The 19668-nt window shown below is 71.7% G+C and carries 15 protein-coding genes; 8 read left to right on the top strand and 7 right to left on the bottom strand.

The window, feature by feature from the left end:
* The first annotated feature begins 98 nt into the window (after window positions 1–98).
* The 3 genes from ACZ7D7_RS25225 (at window position 99) to ACZ7D7_RS25235 (ending at window position 3949) form a co-directional block, all read left to right on the top strand.
* On the top strand, window positions 99–986 hold the full coding sequence (locus ACZ7D7_RS25225; RefSeq protein WP_470827149.1) for a FadR/GntR family transcriptional regulator: 888 nt from the start codon (window positions 99–101) through the stop codon (window positions 984–986).
* Between the two features lie 414 nt (window positions 987–1400).
* On the top strand, window positions 1401–2939 hold the full coding sequence (locus tag ACZ7D7_RS25230) for an RNA polymerase sigma factor (protein ID WP_470827151.1): 1539 nt from the start codon (window positions 1401–1403) through the stop codon (window positions 2937–2939).
* Between the two features lie 134 nt (window positions 2940–3073).
* Entirely contained in the window at window positions 3074–3949 is an 876-nt protein-coding gene (locus ACZ7D7_RS25235) for a S1 family serine peptidase (RefSeq protein WP_470827152.1), read from the top strand.
* A 109-nt stretch (window positions 3950–4058) separates the two neighbouring features.
* Here ACZ7D7_RS25235 and ACZ7D7_RS25240 read toward each other — a convergent pair whose 3' ends face one another.
* Complete coding sequence (locus ACZ7D7_RS25240) at window positions 4059–4283, bottom strand: DUF7455 domain-containing protein (protein WP_470827153.1); 225 nt, start codon at window positions 4281–4283, stop codon at window positions 4059–4061.
* A gap of 443 nt (window positions 4284–4726) precedes the next feature.
* Here ACZ7D7_RS25240 and ACZ7D7_RS25245 point away from each other — a divergent pair, with 443 nt between their 5' ends.
* From ACZ7D7_RS25245 to ACZ7D7_RS25255, 3 genes are all read left to right on the top strand, one after another.
* Window positions 4727–6850, top strand: a complete 2124-nt coding sequence (locus ACZ7D7_RS25245; protein ID WP_470827154.1) for a DNA gyrase/topoisomerase IV subunit B — start codon at window positions 4727–4729, stop codon at window positions 6848–6850.
* A 154-nt stretch (window positions 6851–7004) separates the two neighbouring features.
* Complete coding sequence (locus ACZ7D7_RS25250) at window positions 7005–7460, top strand: DUF485 domain-containing protein (RefSeq protein ID WP_470827155.1); 456 nt, start codon at window positions 7005–7007, stop codon at window positions 7458–7460.
* Entirely contained in the window at window positions 7457–9049 is a 1593-nt protein-coding gene (locus ACZ7D7_RS25255; RefSeq protein WP_470827156.1) for a solute symporter family protein, read from the top strand. Before ACZ7D7_RS25250 ends, ACZ7D7_RS25255 begins: the two co-directional genes overlap by 4 nt.
* Before the next feature lie 48 nt (window positions 9050–9097).
* Here the strand turns inward: ACZ7D7_RS25255 and ACZ7D7_RS25260 are convergent, their stop codons facing one another.
* The 4 genes from ACZ7D7_RS25260 to ACZ7D7_RS25275 all read right to left on the bottom strand — a co-directional run bounded on the left by ACZ7D7_RS25260 (window position 9098) and on the right by ACZ7D7_RS25275 (window position 13798).
* Window positions 9098–9778: a response regulator gene (locus tag ACZ7D7_RS25260; protein WP_470827157.1), complete on the bottom strand. Its 681-nt coding sequence runs from the start codon at window positions 9776–9778 to the stop codon at window positions 9098–9100.
* Window positions 9778–11460, bottom strand: coding sequence for an ATP-binding protein (locus ACZ7D7_RS25265; protein ID WP_470827158.1), 1683 nt, complete (start codon window positions 11458–11460; stop codon window positions 9778–9780). The genes ACZ7D7_RS25260 and ACZ7D7_RS25265 overlap by 1 nt, the downstream gene beginning before the upstream one ends.
* 88 nt (window positions 11461–11548) lie before the next feature.
* Window positions 11549–12490, bottom strand: coding sequence for a sucrase ferredoxin (locus ACZ7D7_RS25270; RefSeq protein WP_470827159.1), 942 nt, complete (start codon window positions 12488–12490; stop codon window positions 11549–11551).
* Window positions 12491–12544: 54 nt separating this feature from the next.
* The gene (locus tag ACZ7D7_RS25275) at window positions 12545–13798 is read right to left on the bottom strand and encodes a citrate synthase (RefSeq protein ID WP_470827161.1); all 1254 of its coding nucleotides are present in this window, start codon (window positions 13796–13798) and stop codon (window positions 12545–12547) included.
* Window positions 13799–13898: 100 nt separating this feature from the next.
* Between ACZ7D7_RS25275 and ACZ7D7_RS25280 the strand changes: the two genes are divergently transcribed.
* Window positions 13899–15065 (top strand): citrate synthase/methylcitrate synthase, encoded by a 1167-nt coding sequence (locus tag ACZ7D7_RS25280; protein WP_470827162.1) that lies wholly within the window; start codon window positions 13899–13901, stop codon window positions 15063–15065.
* Between the two features lie 2 nt (window positions 15066–15067).
* Here the strand turns inward: ACZ7D7_RS25280 and ACZ7D7_RS25285 are convergent, their stop codons facing one another.
* A complete protein-coding gene (locus ACZ7D7_RS25285) occupies window positions 15068–15772 on the bottom strand; it encodes a DUF6082 family protein (RefSeq protein WP_470827163.1) in 705 nt (234 codons plus the stop codon).
* A gap of 167 nt (window positions 15773–15939) precedes the next feature.
* On the opposite strand from ACZ7D7_RS25285, the gene ACZ7D7_RS25290 reads away from it, so the two are divergent.
* Entirely contained in the window at window positions 15940–17040 is a 1101-nt protein-coding gene (locus tag ACZ7D7_RS25290; RefSeq protein ID WP_470827164.1) for a CobW family GTP-binding protein, read from the top strand.
* Here the strand turns inward: ACZ7D7_RS25290 and ACZ7D7_RS25295 are convergent.
* Window positions 17037–19490: a DNA gyrase/topoisomerase IV subunit A gene (locus tag ACZ7D7_RS25295; RefSeq protein WP_470827165.1), complete on the bottom strand. Its 2454-nt coding sequence runs from the start codon at window positions 19488–19490 to the stop codon at window positions 17037–17039. The two genes, ACZ7D7_RS25290 and ACZ7D7_RS25295, sit on opposite strands and share 4 nt — an antisense overlap.
* Between the last annotated feature and the right edge of the window lie 178 nt (window positions 19491–19668).

Consider the following 19668-nt stretch of genomic DNA (forward strand, 5'->3'; position numbering starts at 1 on the left):
CGATAAGGCGTCAATTGCGACGGGGTGAGCGATCACCCTTTCGTGTGCTTTTCACCAAAGACCTCAAGGGAGTTGAGGACGGCGCCGACAAAGGATCCGTGAGTACCCTTGCGCACACCATGATGACCGCCGCCCGTGCCGCCGACTCCGGCCTGACGAGCCCGGGCGAACTCGACCGCTACCCCTTCGCCGAGGGGCCCGTCGGCGACCGCGTCGGCCCCTCCGCCTGGGAGGGCGCTGAACCCGAGCTGGGCCGCGTGGGCCGACGCGCCGCGGGCAGCCGCGGACGCGGGCTGCACGGCCAACTCGTCCAGCAGCTCGGCCAGATGATCGTTTCCGGCGACCTGGGCGCCGACCGCCCGCTGGTGCCCGAGGAGATCGGCCAGCGTTTCGAGGTCTCCCGCACCGTCGTGCGCGAGTCGCTCCGCGTCCTGGAGGCCAAGGGCCTGGTCAGCGCCCGCCCCAATGTCGGCACGCGCGTGCGTCCCGTCAGCGACTGGAACCTCCTCGATCCGGACATCATCGAATGGCGCGCCTTCGGCCCGCAGCGCGACGACCAGCGCCGCGAGCTGAGCGAGCTGCGCTGGACGATCGAGCCGCTGGCCGCCCGCCTCGCCGCGGGCCACGGCCGGGAGGACGTCCAGCAGCGCCTCACGGACATGGTCGAGATCATGAACCACGCCATGGCCCAGGGCGACGCGCTCACGTTCTCGCGCGCCGACGCCGAGTTCCACTCGCTCCTCATCCAGATCGCGGGCAACCGCATGCTGGAGCACCTCTTCGGGATCGTGTCCGCCGCCCTCCAGGTGTCCGGCGGACCGGTCACCGGCTGTGACCGGCCGAACGAGGTGTCGCTGGCGCTCCACGCGAGGATCATCGACGCCCTCGCGGCCGGTGACGGCGCGGCGGCCGAGGCGACCATGCGGCAACTGCTCACGGTCCACCCCGAGGTGGAGCGCGTGGTGCCGGCCCCGCGCGAGCACTGACCGCCCACCGAGGACGCCGCCGCCGGGGGTGGCACCCCCTCCTGTGGCATCGTCGGTCGGCGAGCCGTCCCCCGTCGGGCCCCGCAGAAACCTGCGGGGCCCGACCGCGCGAGGCCCCCGCGGGCCGCCATATCGACCGCGTGGAGGCCGCCGGTGACCTACTCTGCCCATATCTGACCGTTTTTGAGCGTTTACGGGGTGTGACTCGGGCCACGCGGATTGGGCGTAACGCTCGTGGGAACAACGCGATGACCTAAGAGGTGACAGCCGCGGAGGGAATACGGACGCCGTTCAAGGCGCTGTGCATCTCCCGGCCCCCGCCCGCGCCGTCGGCCCATCCCCAAGCCGGCGGTCGGCTCCTGTCCATCACGGACGGGGCCGGAAGCCGTTTTCCAACGTTCCGAGAGGTTGTTCGTGTCGGCCAGCACATCCCGTACGCTCCCGCCGGAGATCGCCGAGTCCGTCTCTGTCATGGCGCTCATTGAGCGGGGAAAGGCTGAGGGGCAGATCGCCGGCGATGACGTGCGTCGGGCCTTCGAAGCTGACCAGATTCCGGCCACTCAGTGGAAGAACGTACTGCGCAGCCTCAACCAGATCCTCGAGGAAGAGGGTGTGACGCTGATGGTCAGTGCCGCGGAACCCAAGCGCACCCGAAAGAGCGTCGCAGCGAAGAGCCCGGCCAAGCGCACCGCCACCAAGACGGTCGCGGCGAAGACGGTGACCGCCCGCAAGGCCACCGCCACCGCCGCCACCCCGGCGGCGCCCGCCGCCGAGGCCCCCGCCGAGGAAGAGGCAGCGCCGGCCAAGAAGGCTGCCGCCAAGAAGACCACCGCCAAGAAGACGGCGGCGAAGAAGACCACCGCGACCAAGAAGACGGCCGCGAAGAAGACCACGGCGAAGAAGGACGACGCCGAGATCGCCGAGGACGAGGTCCTCGAGGAGGTCAAGCCCGGCGAGGAGCCCGAGGGCACCGAGAACGCGGGCTTCGTGCTGTCCGACGAGGACGAGGACGACGCCCCCGCGCAGCAGGTCGCCGCCGCCGGCGCCACCGCCGACCCGGTCAAGGACTACCTCAAGCAGATCGGCAAGGTCCCGCTGCTCAACGCCGAGCAGGAGGTCGAGCTCGCCAAGCGCATCGAGGCCGGTCTGTTCGCCGAGGACAAGCTGGCCAACTCCGACAAGCTCGCCCCGAAGCTCAAGCGCGAGCTGGAGATCATCGCCGAGGACGGCCGCCGCGCCAAGAACCACCTCCTGGAGGCCAACCTCCGCCTGGTGGTCTCCCTGGCCAAGCGTTACACCGGCCGCGGCATGCTCTTCCTGGACCTCATCCAGGAGGGCAACCTCGGTCTGATCCGCGCGGTCGAGAAGTTCGACTACACCAAGGGCTACAAGTTCTCCACGTACGCCACCTGGTGGATCCGGCAGGCCATCACCCGCGCCATGGCCGACCAGGCCCGCACCATCCGCATCCCGGTGCACATGGTCGAGGTCATCAACAAGCTCGCGCGCGTGCAGCGCCAGATGCTCCAGGACCTGGGCCGCGAACCCACCCCGGAGGAGCTGGCCAAGGAACTCGACATGACCCCGGAGAAGGTCATCGAGGTCCAGAAGTACGGCCGCGAACCCATCTCGCTGCACACCCCGCTCGGCGAGGACGGCGACAGCGAATTCGGTGACCTCATCGAGGACTCCGAGGCCGTCGTCCCGGCCGACGCGGTCAGCTTCACGCTCCTTCAGGAGCAGCTGCACTCCGTCCTCGACACCCTGTCCGAGCGCGAGGCGGGCGTCGTCTCCATGCGCTTCGGTCTCACCGACGGTCAGCCGAAGACCCTCGACGAGATCGGCAAGGTCTACGGCGTGACGCGTGAGCGCATCCGTCAGATCGAGTCGAAGACCATGTCGAAGCTCCGCCACCCGTCGCGCTCGCAGGTGCTCCGGGACTACCTCGACTAGGCCGAGCTCCCACGACGCCGAGGCCCGGTTCCCCCGCGGGGGAACCGGGCCTTCGTGCTCCTCGCGCGGGTGCGGGCCCCGGCGGGCTGGATGACGCTGGGTGTCCCACGCACACCCCAGAGTGAGGAGCGTCCATGCGTCGTCCCTTTGCCCGGGCGTTGGCCGGGCCGCTGGTTCTGGCCGCCGCCGCGACCGCCCTGCCCCTGGTGACCGCCGTACCGGCCGCCGCCGACAGCGTCGTCGTCGGCGGCTTCCCGGTCGACGTGTCCGACAGCCCCTGGACGGTCGCCCTGTCCAGCCGTGACCGGTTCGGGGGTACGAGGTCCGGGCAGTTCTGCGGCGGCGTCGCCGTGGGCCGCAGCACCGTGCTCACCGCGGCCCACTGCATGGGCGAGGAGGTCCTCGGGACACGACCGGACCAGCTGCGCGACCTGCGGGTCATAGCCGGACGCACGGACCTGCACACCGACGAGGGACAGGAGATCCCGGTCCGGCAGACCTGGGTCAACCCGGACTACGACGCGGAGAGCAACGCCGGCGACTTCGCCGTGCTCTCCCTCGCCGAGCCGCTGCCCCGCGAAGCGGTCGTCGGGGCGGCCGGCGCGGGCGACCCCGCGTACGAGCCGGGGACGAGCGCCCACGTCTACGGCTGGGGCGACACCACGGGCGGCGGCGACTACGCGCACAGCCTGCGCGCGGCACGCGTGCGCGTGCTGCCCGACGCACAGTGCGAGCAGGCGTACCCCGGCAGTGCCGACGGGGCGTACGACGCCGCCCGGATGGTGTGCGCGGGGGAGCCGCAGGGGGGCCGTGACGCCTGTCAGGGCGACAGCGGCGGGCCGCTGGTGGCCCAGGGGCGGCTGATCGGTCTGGTGTCCTGGGGCAGCGGCTGCGGCCGGGCGGGGAGCCCGGGCGTCTACACGCGCGTGTCCGACGTCGTACGGACCCTCGGGTGGGACGTCGCACGGGACGGCGCGCGAGGGCGCGAGGAGGCCACTGAGGACTCCTGACGGGCCTCGCCGACACGACGAAGGCGGCCGCCTCCGCGAATGCGGGGGCGGCCGCCCGTTCACCGGCCTTGCCGGGCTGGCTCGTCGGACGCGAGGTCTCGCGCTGCGGTCAGCGCTCTTCTTCGGAGGCGGGAACGGCCGTCAGCCGCTCCGTCTCGTCCTGTATCTCAGCGGCGATCTTCTTGAGTTCCGGCTCGAACTTGCGACCGTGGTGGGCGCAGAAGAGCAGTTCTCCGCCACTCAGCAGGACGACGCGCAGGTACGCCTGGGCGCCGCAGCGGTCGCAGCGATCAGCGGCCGTCAGCGGGCTCGCGGAAGTCAGAACAGTAGTCACGTCGCCTCTTCTCTAGCTCGACGAGCTGTCGTACCAGGGTCAACATCCAACCAGCCCCCAAACGTTCCCGCTCGCGGCTTTTCCTCGAAAAAATCTTTCCGAGGTGGCTGGCAGTTGCCGGTTGGCGGCGAATGTGCCGTATTACGTGTCTGTCGTGTCGTACGGGTTCGCGCTGTCGGTCATGGTCGGTCCCCCCGGCCGGATTGCCGGTTTGTTCATGAGGACGTGCCCGGAGCCTAAATGGTTCATGCCTCGAAGGGAACGTGATGTGTGCTTCACCCCAACGAGGGATCGAACACCTATGCGACCGTGGTCTAGGGTGAGTTCCCGACGAGGGTGGCGTGACAACGGCTCTACCAGGCCTCGGTACCCTCTCACCGGTGACTGAAGCCGCGCCCTTACCCATCGGGGCCCCATCTGAAATTCAGCGAGGAGCGAACCGCGTGACCGCCGAGACGTCCGTGCCGTCCACAGCGCTGCTGGCAGGAGCAGACCGGGACGGGTCCAACTACACCGCGCGGCACCTGCTCGTCCTCGAAGGGCTCGAGGCCGTGCGGAAGCGCCCGGGCATGTACATCGGCTCGACCGACAGCCGAGGGCTGCTGCACTGCCTCTGGGAGATCATCGACAACTCCGTCGACGAGGCCCTGGGCGGATACTGCGACCACATCGACGTGATCCTCCACGACGACGGCTCCGTCGAGGTGCGGGACAACGGCCGGGGCATCCCGGTCGACGTCGAGCCCAAGACCGGCCTGTCCGGCGTCGAGGTCGTCATGACCAAGCTGCACGCCGGCGGCAAGTTCGGCGGCGGCTCCTACGCCGCCTCCGGCGGCCTGCACGGTGTGGGCGCCTCCGTGGTGAACGCCCTGTCCGCCCGGCTCGACGTCGAGGTGGACCGCGGCGGGCACACCAATGCCATCAGCTTCCGCCGCGGTGTCCCCGGCGCCTTCGCCGGCAACGGCCCGGACGCGAAGTTCGAGCCGAGCAGCGGCCTGCGCAAGACCAAGAAGATCCCCAAGAACCGCACCGGCACGCGCGTGCGCTACTGGGCCGACCGCCAGATCTTCCTCAAGGACGCCAAGCTCTCCCTGGACACGCTGCACCAGCGCGCCCGCCAGACCGCCTTCCTGGTGCCCGGCCTGACCATCGTCGTGCGCGACGAACTCGGTCTGGGCGAGGGCGGCAGTAAGGGCGAGGAGTCCTTCCGCTTCGACGGGGGCATCAGCGAGTTCTGCGAGTTCCTGGCGACCGACAAGCCGGTCTGCGACGTCCTCCGCTTCACCGGACAGGGCTCCTTCAAGGAGACCGTGCCGGTCCTGGACGACCGCGGCCAGATGACCCCCACCGAGGTCACCCGCGAGCTCGGCGTCGACGTGGCGCTGCGCTGGGGCACGGGCTACGACACGACGGTCAAGTCGTTCGTCAACATCATCGCGACCCCCAAGGGCGGCACCCACGTCGCCGGCTTCGAGCAGGCCGTCGCCAAGACGATGAACGAGGTGCTGCGCGCCAAGAAGATGCTGCGCGTCGCCGAGGACGACATCGTCAAGGACGACGCCCTGGAGGGCCTGACGGCCGTCGTCACGGTCCGGCTGGCCGAGCCGCAGTTCGAGGGCCAGACCAAGGAGGTCCTCGGCACCTCGGCGGCCCGCCGCATCGTGAACACGGTGATCTCCCGCGAGCTCAAGGCGTTCCTGACCTCCACCAAGCGCGACGCCGCCCAGCAGGCCCGCGTCGTCATGGAGAAGGCCGTCGCTGCGGCCCGCACCCGCATCGCCGCCCGCCAGCACAAGGACGCCCAGCGCCGCAAGACGGCCCTGGAGTCCTCCTCGCTGCCCGCCAAGCTCGCCGACTGCCGCAGTGACGACGTCGACCGCAGCGAGCTGTTCATCGTCGAGGGAGACTCCGCGCTCGGCACGGCGAAGCTCGCCCGGAATTCCGAGTTCCAGGCGCTGCTGCCGATCCGCGGCAAGATCCTCAACGTCCAGAAGTCGTCCGTCACGGACATGCTGAAGAACGCCGAGTGCGGCGCCATCATCCAGGTCATAGGAGCAGGGTCCGGCCGGACCTTCGACATCGACACCGCGCGCTACGGCAAGATCATCATGATGACCGACGCCGACGTCGACGGCTCCCACATCCGCACGCTGCTGCTGACGCTGTTCCACCGCTACATGCGGCCCATGGTCGAGTCCGGCCGCGTGTTCGCCGCCGTGCCGCCGCTGCACCGCGTCGAGCTCGTCCAGCCGAAGAAGGGCCAGGACAAGTACGTCTACACGTACTCGGACCGCGAGCTGCGCGACAAGCTCATGGAGTTCCAGAGCAAGGGCATCCGGTACAAGGACTCCATCCAGCGCTACAAGGGCCTCGGTGAGATGGACGCCGACCAGCTGGCCGAGACCACCATGGACCCGCGGCGCCGCACCCTGCGGCGGATCAACCTCACCGACCTCGAAGCCGCCGAGCAGGTCTTCGACCTGCTGATGGGCAACGACGTCGCCCCCCGCAAGGAGTTCATCTCCAACTCGGCGGCGACGCTCGACCGGTCCCGCATCGACGCGTAGCACCGCCGTACCGGCCGGGCGCGTGCACCGCGCCCGGCCGTGCGTTGCACGCGTGTGCGGGCCCGTGAGGGCCTTGAAGGGCGCGGTCACCTGATGGGGTGAAGAGGCCGGAGAAGAAGAGTCGTAGATCTTCCCGGTCTGTCCATGCTTGGGCATGCAGTCAAGCAACGGCAGTGTGCGGTACGACGACCCCTGGTACGACGCGCTCGCCTCTGGCTGGGGCGAGTCCGACGGCCCCGCCGCGCCGTCGGCACGCCGGGAGCACAGCCCCGCCTCGGCGGCCGACGTGTACCTGGAGGTGCAGCGCAGCCCGGCCTTCCAGGAAGTGCGCAGCCGCTACCGCAGGTTCGTCGTGCCGGCCGTCGCGTGCTTCTTCGCGTGGTACGTCGCCTACGTCGTCACCGCCACCGGCGCGCCCGGCCTCATGGCCCGGCCCGTGGTCGGCGCCGTCAACGTGGGGATGCTCGCCGGACTCGGCCAGTTCCTCACCACGTTCCTGCTCACCTGGGCCTACGCCCGGCACGCACGGCTGCGCCGGGACCGGGCCGCGCTCGAACTGCGCTGGGACACCCAGGAGCTGACGCGCGGCGCGAGAGGCGGGGCGTCATGACCGACGACCACCAGGCGCTGGCACTGCTGCTGTTCAGCGCGTTCGTCGCCGTCACCCTCGGCATCACGACCTGGGTGAGCCGCAAACGGCACGGCTCCGCCGAGGAGTTCTACGCGGGCGGCCGGCTCTTCACGCCCATGGAGAACGGCTTCGCCATCGCGGGCGACTACATGTCGGCCGCGTCCTTCCTCGGCATCTCCGGGCTCATCGCCCTGTTCGGCTACGACGGAATGCTGTATTCGGTGGGCTTCCTCGTGGCCTGGCTCGTCGTGCTGTTCCTCGTCGCCGAACTGGTCCGCAACTGCGGCCGGTTCACCCTGGCCGACGTCGTCGCGGCCCGCATGTCCGAGCGGCCCGTGCGGATCGCCGCGGGAACTTCCTCCGTGACCGTGTCCGTTCTGTACCTGGTGGCGCAGATGGTGGGCGCGGGCAGCCTGGTCGCCCTGCTCCTCGGAGGCACGAGCGAGGCGGCACAGACCTGGACCGTCGTCGCCGTCGGCGCGCTCATGGTCGTCTACGTGTCGCTGGGAGGGATGCGGGCCACCACCTGGATTCAGATCGTGAAGGCGGTCCTGCTGCTCGCCGGCACCGTCGCGCTCACCGCGCTCGTCCTGGTCCGCTTCCACGGCGACGTCAACCGGTTGCTGCTGTCCGCGGCCGAGCGCAGCGGCCACGGCACGGCGTTCCTCGCCCCCGGCCTCAAGTACGGCGCGGACTGGACCGCCCGTTTCGACTTCATCAGCCTCGGACTCGCCCTGGTGCTCGGCACGGCGGGCCTGCCGCACATCCTGTCGCGCTTCTACACCGTGCCCACCGCGCGGGCGGCGCGCCGCTCCGTCGTCTGGGCGATCGGCCTCATCGGCGGCTTCTACCTGATGACGATCGTCCTCGGCTTCGGCGCCGCCGCGATCGTCGGCCCGGACGCCGTCCGCGCCTCCAACGCCGCCGGGAACACCGCCGTACCGCTGCTCGCCCTCGACCTGGGCGGCGGCGCCGACTCCACCGGCGGAGCGGTCCTGTTCGCGGTGGTCGCCGCCGTCGCCTTCGCCACGATCCTCGCCGTCGTCGCCGGCATCACGCTCGCCTCGTCCGCGTCCGTCGCCCACGACCTGTACGCGTCGCTGCGCCGCCGACGGAGCGAGCCGCGCAGCGAGGTCGCCGTGGCCCGCGTCGCCGCCGTCGGCATCGGTGTCGTCGCGATCGCCCTCGGCCTGCTCGCCAAGGACCTCAACGTCGCCTTCCTCGTCGGCCTCGCCTTCGCCGTCGCGGCGTCCGCCAACCTGCCGGTGCTGCTCTACTCGCTGTTCTGGCGCGGCTTCACCACGCGCGGCGCCGTGTGGTCGGTCTACGGCGGGCTGATGCCGGCCGTCGTCCTCGTGCTGCTGTCGCCCGTCGTGTCGGGCGGCCCCGACTCGCTGTTCCCCGGCGTCGACTTCCAGCTGTTCCCGCTGCAGAATCCCGGGCTCGTGTCCATCCCCCTGGGCTTCCTCGCGGGCTGGATCGGCACCGTCACCTCTCCCGAACCGGCCGACGAGGCCAAGCACGCGGAGACCGAGGTGCGGTCCCTGACCGGGGCGGGCGCCGCCTGACGGACGCCCCGCCCTGCGGACGACCGCCGTCACCGACGTACGGGGCCGCTACGCGCGCGTGGCCCACGCGTACCGGTGCTCCGGGCGGCCCGCGTCGCCGTACTTGAGGGTGAGGCGAGCCCGTCCGGTGCGCTCCAGCAGCTTCAGGTAGCGCTGCGCGGTCTGCCTGCTCACCCCGGTGCGCTCGGCGATCTCCTGCGCCGACAGCGGACCCTCGGCGTTCATGAGGGCCTGGCGGACCAGCTCGGCCGTGGTGGGGGAGTGGCCCTTGGGCAGCCCCGGCTCCGACGGCGCGGACAGGGCGCCGAAGATGCGGTCCACCTCGGCCTGCTCCGCCTCACCACCGCCCTCCAGCGTGCGGCGCAGCTGCGCGTACGCCTCCAGCTTGGCGCGCAGGCCCGCGAACGCGAACGGCTTGACCAGGTACTGAAGCGCGCCGTGCCGCATCGCCGCCTGCACCGTCGACACGTCCCGGGCCGCCGTCACCATGATCACGTCGGTCTGGTGGCCGCGCCGACGCATCTCCCGGACCACCGAAAGGCCCGTTGCGTCGGGCAGATAGTGGTCCATCAGCACCAGGTCCACCCGGGGCAGCGCCTCGACCTGCTGCAGCGCCTCGGCCGCGCTGTGCGCCTCACCGGCGACGTGGAAGCCCGGGACCTTCTCGACGTAGGCGGCGTTGACCCGCGCGACCCGCACGTCGTCGTCCACGACCAGGACCTCGATCATCACGCCTCCTCGTCGCCGGCCGGACCCGCCAGGGACCCGGCGGACGGCACGGTCGCCGCCGGCACCGCCGCGGCGTCGGTCAGCGCCTCCGGCAGCACCACGGTGAAGGCGGCGCCACCCCCGGGCGCCGCGCCGACCGTCGCACTGCCACCCTGCCGCCCGGCCAGCCTGCGCACCAGCGACAGCCCGATGCCACGCTGCCGGTGCGCCGGGGCCTCCTTCGTGGACCACCCCTCCGTGAAGATCAGCTCGCGCTGGTCGGGCGGGATGCCCGGTCCCGTGTCGCGCACCTCGAGGATCGCGGTGCGGCCCTCGGCGCGCAGCTCCACCTGCACGCGCGCGTGCGGGGTCCCCGCGGCGGCGTCGAGCGCGTTGTCCACCAGGTTGCCGACGACCGTGACCAGCCCGCGCGGGTCGATCAGCCGGTCCGGCAGCCGCGTGCGGTCCGAGACGCCCAGCGCGACGCCCCGCTCGGCCGCCACCGTCGCCTTGCCGACCAGCAGCGCCGCCAGCAACGGGTCCTGGATCTTCTCCGTGACCTGCTCGGCGGTGGCCCGGTGGTCGCCGACGACCTCCCCGACGTACTCCACGGCGTCGTCGTACATCTCCAGTTCGAGCAGGCCCAGCAGGGTGTGCATGCGGTTGGCGTGCTCGTGGTCCTGGGCGCGCAGCGCGTCGATCAGGCCGCGCGTCGAGTCCAGCTCCCGGCCCAGCTGCTCCAGCTCGGTGCGGTCGCGCAAGGTGGCCACCGCGCCGCCGTCCTCGGTGGGCATGCGGTTGGCGACCAGGACGCGCCTGCCGCGCACGGTGAGCAGGTCGGTGCCCGTGACCCGGCCCGCCAGGACGTCCGCCGTGCGGCCCGCGCCGAGCGCTTCGTCGGGTGTCCGGCCCACGGCCTCCTCACCCAGGCCGAGCAGCCGCTGCGCCTCGTCGTTGAGGAGCCGGACCCGGCCCGCGCGGTCCAGCGCGACGACGCCCTCCCGGATGCCGTGCAGCATCGCCTCGCGCTCCGCGAGCAGCGCCGCGATGTCGGAGAAGGCCAGGTCCCGGGTCTGCTTCTGGACCCGCCGGGAGATCAGCCAGGCCGCCAGCGCGCCGACGGCCAGGGCGCCGCCCGCGTAGGCGAACAGTCCGGGGATCGAGTGGATGAGGCGGGCCCGGACACTGTCGTAGGCGATGCCCACGGAGACCGCACCGACGATCTCGCCGTCGTCGTCCCGCAGCGGCACCTTCCCGCGCGCGGAGCGGCCCAGGGTGCCCTCGTCGATCTCCATCACCTCGTGGCCCGCCAGGGCTCGGCCGGGGTCGGTGGAGACGTGTCCGCCGATCTGGTCCGGGTCGGTGTGCGACCAGCGCACGCCCCGCCGGTCCATCACCACGACGTACTCGGCGCCGGTGGCCTTCCTGATGCGTTCCGCCTCCCGCTGCACCGGCCCGTCCGCCGACGCGGGCGTGCCGCGCAGGTCGTCCGCGAGCTGCGGCGCCTGCGCGGTGGTCTGCGCGATCGCGAGGGCCCGGCGCATGGCCTGGTCGTCCAGCTGGTCGCCGAGCGGCGCCAGGAACAGCCCGGTCGCCAGCACCGCGACACCCGCGGCGATCGCCAGCTGCATCAGCAGCACCTGCGAGAACACCCGCCGCGGCAGACCGAGGCGCAGACGGCGTACGGGGGGAGTGGAGCTCATACCCATGACGGTACGTGGACGGCGGCCCGGGGCAGGAACGGGTGCCGTGTGGACACCTTGATCAACCCATCGGGGCCGGCCGCGTGCGTCAGCCGGCGAGCGCCGTCGCGGTGATCTCCCGCAGGGCCACCACGTCCATGCGCGCCGGCGCCCCGAGCACCGACGTCCCGCAGCTCTCCGCGCGCGGCGGCAGCGACGCCCCCTGTTCCACGACGACCCGCCAGTGGCGCCCGTCGGCGTGCGCGACGGTCACCTCCCAGCGCGGGGCGGCGCCACCGGTCCGTACGACGCTCAGCACGTCCGCCGTGTACTCGCCCGCCGCGGCCCGCACGGCCAGTTCCGCCGCCTGTCCGGGACGCTCCCAGGCGGAGCTGCCGCGGCAGCCGTCCACCACGATCCGTCCCTCCCGCACCGCGTGCAGGATCTCCTTGACGCCGTGCGCCTCGGCACGGCCGTACGCGTATCCGTACGGCAGCACCAGCAGCGTCGGGGAGAACCGATGACCGCCCAGATGGGTGACCTCCCAGACGCCGTCGACACCGGACGCGGCGAGTTCCGCGGCGAGGGGGCGGCCGAGCAGGGCGCAGCAGCGGTCGCGTTTGCCGTTGGTGCACACCAGGGCGAGCGGGTCGCCGGAGTGGGGCCGGCCGTCGAGCGCGGTGTCGAAGGTGGTGTGGTCGCCCCCGCCGAGCGCGGCGAAGTCGAGGTCGAGCAGCCGTCGCGGGTCCGTCGTGGTGGCCTCGTGCAGCCACACCTTTCCGGGCGTCGTGTGGGCGGCGTAGACGCGGCGTGCGGCGGGCGTGCCGAAGTCCGCGTGGCGTCCGGGGCGGCGGATGAGCGCGATGCGCACGCCGGTGCCCTTCGCGGCCGCCTCCAGGGCGCGGCCCAGCGCGGGATCCAAGTGGCTCGAAGTCAGCGCCTCGGCACCCCACGGACCCGGTTGCTCCAGCAGCAGCCAGGTCCTCGCGGTGGCCGCGGTGCCCGCGATGGGCTCGTCGAGGTCCCGGGAGACGGTTGAGCACGTACTCACAGAGGTGAGCCTAACCTGACTTGCCCCGGGGTGACTTCCGGCCGCGCCCGGACGCTACTCCGGTAGGGGGCGGGGCGGCCTGGGGCCCGTGTAGAGACCGCTCGGGCGCATGCGCAGGGGGCGCTCGCCGTACTCCTCCAGGGCGTGCGCGATCCAGCCCGCCGTACGGGACACCGCGAAGATCGTCTCGCCCGCCGTGGCCGGCATGCCCGAGGACGCGGTGAGGACGGCCAGGGCCAGGTCCACGTTGGCGTGCAGCGGCGTGTGGCGGGCGGCGGTGGCCACGATGTCGCGGGCCGCGGCCAGCGCGGGCGCCGCGCGCGGGACGTCCTCCAGCAGCGCGAACAGCGCACGCGCGCGTGGGTCCTCGCCGGTGTAGAGCCGGTGGCCGAGTCCGGGGACGCGGCGGCCGGCCCGCAGTTCCTCCGCGACGACGGGGGCGGCGCTGCCCTGGTCGAGCACGTCGAGCAGCATCCGGTGGGCGAGTCCGCTCGCCGCCCCGTGCAGCGGCCCCTCGATCGCGCCGAGCCCGGCGGAGACGGCCGCGTAGGCGTGCGCGCGGGCCGAGGCGGCGACGCGCACGGCGAGCGTCGACGCGGCGAGGTCGTGGTCGGCGAGGAGCGCGAGCGCGGCGTCCAGGGCGCGCAGCGCGGCCTCGTCGGGGTCCCGGTGGCTCAGCCGGTCCCACAGCCGCTCGGCCAGCGGGCGGTCGCCGCTGCCGTACCCCTTCGGGGGCAGGGCGTCGACGAGCGTGGGGACGAGGATGCGCGCGGTCGCGAGGACGGAGTCCTCGGACAGGTCGAAGCGCAGCGGGTCGGCCGCCGCCGCGGCGATCACGGCCACCCGCAACTGGTCGGTGGGCCCCGCGTGTTCGGGCAGGGCGTCCACGGCGCGGCGGGCGACGGCGACGGGGGCCTCGGGCGCGGCGAGGGCGGCGCCGGGGCGGAGGGTGCCCGTCCACAGCCACTCGGCGACCTCCTCGTAGCTGTGGCGCGCGGCCAGTTCGGTCGCGTCGACCCCTCGGAAGTAGTACCGGTCGTCCTCGATGAGCGTCAGCCGGGTCCGCACGGAGAACTCACCGCCGGGGCCCGAACCGCCGCCGCTGTCACGCCTGTTGCGCCGGGCGAGCGTCTCCACCTCGTGGGCGTCGAAGGTGCTGCCCCGGCCGCCGGGCACCCGGCGGCTGCTGAGCTGGCCGCGGCTCACGTACGCGTACACCGTTTCCGGCTTCACGCCGAGCAGTTCGGCGGCCTCCTTGGTGGTCAGCCGGCGTGCGGAGGCGGCGGGGGAGGGCTCGTGATCACGCATGGAGGTCACCGTACCGACACCCGAAAGCATTGATTGTTAATCAATATTGACAGGAATTGAGTCAACCATGGACAGTCGAATCAAGTCCAGGGAGGTCATCATGTCCGTCAGCAGGTCCGCAGCCACTCTTGTCGACGTTCCACGAGGACTCGCCGGCGTCGTCGTCACCGACACCCGCGTCGGCGACGTCCGAGGGCTCGAGGGCTTCTTCCACTACCGCCAGTACTCGGCCGTCGAACTCGCGCGGACCCGAGGCTTCGAGGACGTCTGGCACCTCCTGGTGCACGGCGAACTGCCCGACGCCGCGCGCGGTGCGGCCTTCGCCGCCGAGACCGCCGCGCTGCGCCGGCTGCCGGACGAGGTGCGGGCGGCGCTGCCCGCCGTCGCGGCGGCCGGCGGACGCTCCGGCCCGCTCGCCGGGCTGCGCACGGCCCTCTCCCTGCTCGGCGCGGCCAACGGCTTCCGCCCCCTCTACGACATCGACGCCGAGCAGCGCCGACGGGACACCCTCGTCGCGGCCGCGGCCGTACCCACCCTGCTCACGGCGCTGCACCGGCTCGGCAGGGGACTCGAACCGGTGGAACCGCGCGAGGACCTGTCGTACGCGGCCAACTACCTGTACATGCTGACCGGTTCGGAACCCGACGAGGAGCGGGCCCGGGCCGTCGAGCAGTACCTGATCTCCACCATTGACCACGGATTCAATGCGTCAACCTTCACGGCCCGGGTCATCGCCTCCACCGGCGCGGACGTGGCGGCCTGCCTCTCCGGTGCCGTGGCCGCACTGTCGGGCCCGCTCCACGGCGGGGCGCCGAGCCGCGCGCTCGACACCCTCGATGCGATCGGCACGCCCGACCGCATCGACTCCTGGATCCGCGAACGAGTCCTCGCCGGGGAGCGCATCATGGGCTTCGGGCACGCCGTCTACCGCACCGAGGACCCGCGGTCCCGGATGCTCCGCGAGGTCGCCCAGCGCTTCGGCGGCCCGCGCGTGGCCTTCGCCGTGGAGGTCGAGCGCCGGGTCGAGGCGATCCTTGCGGAACTGAAGCCGGGCCGCGAACTGCACACCAACGTCGAGTTCTACGCCGGCGTCGTCATGGAACTGTGCGGCCTGCCGCGCGAGATGTTCACCCCGACCTTCGCGGCGGCCAGGACGGTGGGCTGGAGCGCCAACGTCCTGGAACAGGCGGCCGACTCGAAGATCATCAGGCCCGCGGCCCGGTACGTCGGCCCCCGAGCACCGCAACCGGTACCGGCACGCCTCTGACCCTACGAGGCGCCCGGCGAGGCGTCGGCCCGGTCGATGTCCGCCATGGCCTGCTCGAAGACACGGAACACGCGCCCTTCCGCCGAGTCCGCGGGCAGGCCGGTCTTGCTTGCGCGCGTCGCCTCCCAGTACTGCCGGAAGACCGGGCTGCGCAGCATGCTGTTGGCGTACGCGACGATGTCCGCCTCGGTCAGATGCCCCCAGCTGAACATCAGGACGTAGTGACTGAACGCGAGGTTGGAGAACAGGTACTGCCGGACCGTCGCGGCCGGTGCCCTGGGCAGGTCGTTCCACACCTCCGCCAGCGAGGGGTCCGCCATCGCCATCTCGGTGAGCTGCACGTGCAGACCGCGCAGGTCCGCCTCGGCGCTCCTGCGCAGTTCGTCGCGCGACGCGGCCAGTTCCTCGCGCTGCAGGGCCAGTTCCTCGCGCTGCGAGCGCAGTTCACGCTGCTGGAAGAACAGCGCCACGACCAGCATGAGCAGGGCCAGTCCCGAGAAGACGGCGTTCACGCCGCCGAAGTAGTCACCCAGGGAACTGCGTTCCACCGCGGTGGACATGTCCCCGTTGGCCTTCTCCACGCCGCTGGCGAGCCAGCCGCTCACGATCACGGACAGCCAGCCCACGAGAGCCACACAGAGCACCGCGGCGGCCGTCCACGCCACGAGCGCCGCCGCCGACCGGCCTATGCCGTGCTGCGGTGCCATCGTCCCCCCTGTCGTCCCCCTGAAGATCAACAACAGGCCAATGGTTCCCGGGCCGCGTGGGATCAAACGGTGATTCCTCCGGCTCGTATCCTGGGGCGGCAGTCATTCCTCATGCCTGTGCCCCGGGCGTGAGCCGGGGTACGGGTCGGTGTCAGAGAGGTCGCACGTTGGGTCACAGTCCGCGTCCACAGATCCCGGTCGTCGTCCTCGCCGGGTTCCTCGGCTCCGGGAAGACCACCCTGCTCAACCATCTGCTGCACCGCAGCGGAGGCAGCCGCATCGGCGCCGTCGTCAACGACTTCGGGGCCATCGAGATCGACGCGATGGCCGTGGCGGGCGCGCTCGGCGACTCCACCGTCTCGCTCGGCAACGGCTGCCTGTGCTGCGCCGTCGACGCCAGTGAACTGGACGAGTACCTGGAGCGCCTGGCCCGTCCCGAGGCCGGCATCGACGTCGTCGTCATCGAGGCGAGCGGCCTCGCCGAGCCGCAGGAACTCGTGCGCATGGTGCTGGCGAGCGAGAACCCGGACGTCGTCTACGGCGGGCTCGTCGAGGTCGTCGACGCCGCCGAGTTCGACGACACCCGTGCCCGGCACCCCGAGCTGGACCGGCATCTCGCCCTCGCCGACCTCGTCGTCGTCAACAAGCTCGACCGCGCGCCCGACCCCGAGCGCGTCCTCGGCCTCGTACGGTCCCTGGTCGACCGCGCCGCCGTCGTCCCGGCGACGTACGGCCGCGTCGACCCGGAATTCCTCTTCGACTGCCGGCCCAGCGAGGAGCGCGTCGGTCAACTGTCCTTCGACGACCTGCACCAGGGCGACCACGACGCGGGCGACTCACACGCCCACGCCGGGCATCTGCACGCCGGCTACGACAGCCTGGCGTTCACCTCCGACGTGCCCCTCGACCCCCGCCGGCTCATCGCGTTCCTCGACAGCCGGCCCGAGGGGCTGTACCGGATCAAGGGCTACGTCGACTTCGGCGCGTCCGACAGCCGCAACCGGTACGCCGTGCACGCCGTCGGCCGGTTCCTGCGCTTCTACCCGGAGCCGTGGCCCGCGACCGAGGAGCGCCTCACCCAGCTCGTCCTCATCGGCTCCGGCATCGACACCCCCGCCCTCGGCAAGGAACTCGACGCCTGCCGCAGCGACGCCCCGCACACCGCCGACGAGCACGGCATGTGGGGCGTCCTGCGCTACGTACAGCACCCGGACGGTCCGGACCCCGACGCGCAGGACCCGGACCTCACTGACGACGTCTCGTTCTAGACCGGGCCCGCCACCACCGACACCGTCTTCGCCAGCGACACGCCCGAGCCGTCGCGGCGCGGGTCGATCTCGGGCAGTTCGGCCGGGGTGCCGTTCTTCTGCGCGGCCCGCGCCGGCGCCGCGCCCGCCCAGGCAAGCGACAGGCAGTCCTCGCCCTTCAGGAACCGCTGGCAGCGCACGCCGCCGGTGGCGCGGCCCTTGCGCGGGTACTGGTCGAACGGCGTCAGCTTCGCCGTCGTCTGCACGGAGTCGTCCAGCGTGCCCCGCGAGCCGGCGACCGTGAACACCACCGCGTCCGCCGCCGGGTCGACGGCCGTGAACGAGATGACCTTCGCGCCCTCGGCGAGCTTCACGCCCGCCACACCGCCCGCGGGACGGCCCTGCGGGCGGACCTGCGAGGCCTGGAAGCGCAGCAGCTGCGCGTCGTCCGTGATGAAGACCAGGTCCTCCTCGCCGGTGCGCAGCTCCACCGCGCCGACGATCCGGTCGCCCTCCTTGAGCGTGATGACCTCCAACTCCTCCTTGTTCGAGGGGTAGTCGGGCACGACACGCTTCACGACGCCCTGCTCCGTGCCGAGCGCGAGACCCGGCGACGACTCGTCCAGCGTCGTCAGACACACCACCGTCTCGTCGTCCTCCAGGGACACGAACTCGGCGAGCGGCGCGCCGCCCGACAGGTTCGCCGTCGGCATCTCCTGCGGGAGCTGCGGGAGGTCGACCACGTTCAGTCTCAGGAGGCGGCCCGTCGAGGTGACCGCGCCGATCTCGCCGCGCGCCGTGGCCGGGACGGCCGAGACGATCACGTCGTGCTTGACGCGCTTGGCGTTGGCGTCCTCCTGGAACGGCTCGCCGTTCGCCGTGCGGGCCAGCAGGCCCGTCGAGGACAGCAGCACCCGGCACGGGTCGTCCGCGACCTGGAGCGGCACGGCGGCCGGGACGCCCGCCGACTCCAGCAGGAGCGTGCGCCGGTCGGTGCCGAACTTCTTGGCGACGCCGGCCAGTTCATTCGAGACCAGCTTGCGCAGCTCCGCGTCCGAGTCGAGGATCCGGGTCAGCTCCTCGATCTCCGCGTTCAGCCGGTCCTGCTCCGCCTCCAGCTCGATCCGGTCGTACCGGGTGAGCCGGCGCAGCGGCGTGTCGAGGATGTACTGCGTCTGCGTGTCGCTCAGCGAGAAGCGCTCGATCAGGCGCTGCTTGGCCTCGGCGGAGTTGTCGCTGGAGCGGATCAGCCGGATGACCTCGTCGATGTCGACCAGGGCCGTCAGGAGGCCCTCGACCAGGTGCAGCCGGTCGCGCTTCTTGCCGCGGCGGAACTCCGAGCGGCGCCGCACGACCTCGAAGCGGTGGTCGAGGTAGACCTCCAGCAGTTCCTTCAGACCCAGCGTGAGCGGCTGGCCGTCCACCAGCGCGACGTTGTTGATGCCGAAGGACTCCTCCATCGGCGTCAGCTTGTAGAGCTGCTCGAGGACCGCCTCCGGCACGAAGCCGTTCTTGATCTCGATGACCAGGCGCAGGCCGTGCTGGCGGTCGGTGAGGTCCTTGACGTCGGCGATGCCCTGGAGCTTCTTCGCGCCGACGAGGTCCTTGATCTTGGCGATGACCTTCTCGGGGCCGACCGCGAACGGCAGCTCCGTGACGACGAGACCCTTGCGGCGGGGCGTCACGTTCTCCACGGTGACCGTCGCGCGGATCTTGAACGTGCCGCGGCCGGTCTCGTAGGCGTCGCGGATGCCGGACAGGCCGACGATGCGGCCGCCGGTCGGCAGGTCCGGGCCCGGGACGTGCTTCATCAGGGCGTCGAGATCCGCGTTCGGGTGCCGGATCAGGTGGCGGGCCGCGGCGATGACCTCGCGCAGGTTGTGCGGCGGCATGTTCGTGGCCATGCCGACCGCGATGCCCGAGGCGCCGTTCACCAGGAGGTTCGGGAACGCGGCCGGCAGGGCGACCGGCTCCCGCTCCTGGCCGTCGTAGTTCGGCGCGAAGTCGACCGTGTCCTCGTCGATGGACTCGGTCATCAGGCTGGTCGCCTCGGTCATGCGGCACTCGGTGTACCGCATGGCGGCCGGCGGGTCGTCGTTGCCCAGCGAGCCGAAGTTGCCGTGGCCGTCGACCAGCGGGACGCGCATGGAGAAGGGCTGCGCCATGCGCACCAGCGCGTCGTAGATCGACGCGTCGCCGTGCGGGTGCAGCTTGCCCATCACCTCGCCGACGACGCGGGCGCACTTCACGTAACCCCGCTCGGGGCGCAGCCCCATCTCGTTCATCTGGTAGACGATGCGGCGGTGCACCGGCTTGAGGCCGTCGCGGGCGTCGGGCAGTGCGCGGGAGTAGATGACCGAGTACGCGTACTCGAGGAAGGAGCCCTGCATCTCGTCGACGACGTCGATGTCGAGGATCTTCTCCTCGTACGAGTCGTCGGGCGGCGGGGTCTTCGTACTACGGCGGGCCATCGCTGCCGGCTCCTTCTGATTTCCGGTCGTTCGCCTACGGGGCGCTCACGTCGCCCCTCCGGCTCACTCTTGCTGAAGCGTGAACGGACGGGTCTGACGCGGACCATTGTGGACCGCGGCACTGACAGCGACCGACCAGGACCCGAGACGGGGGCCCCGGCCCGGCGCTGCCCGCAGG

It is taken from the genome of Streptomyces sp. NPDC037054, assembly GCF_055606745.1.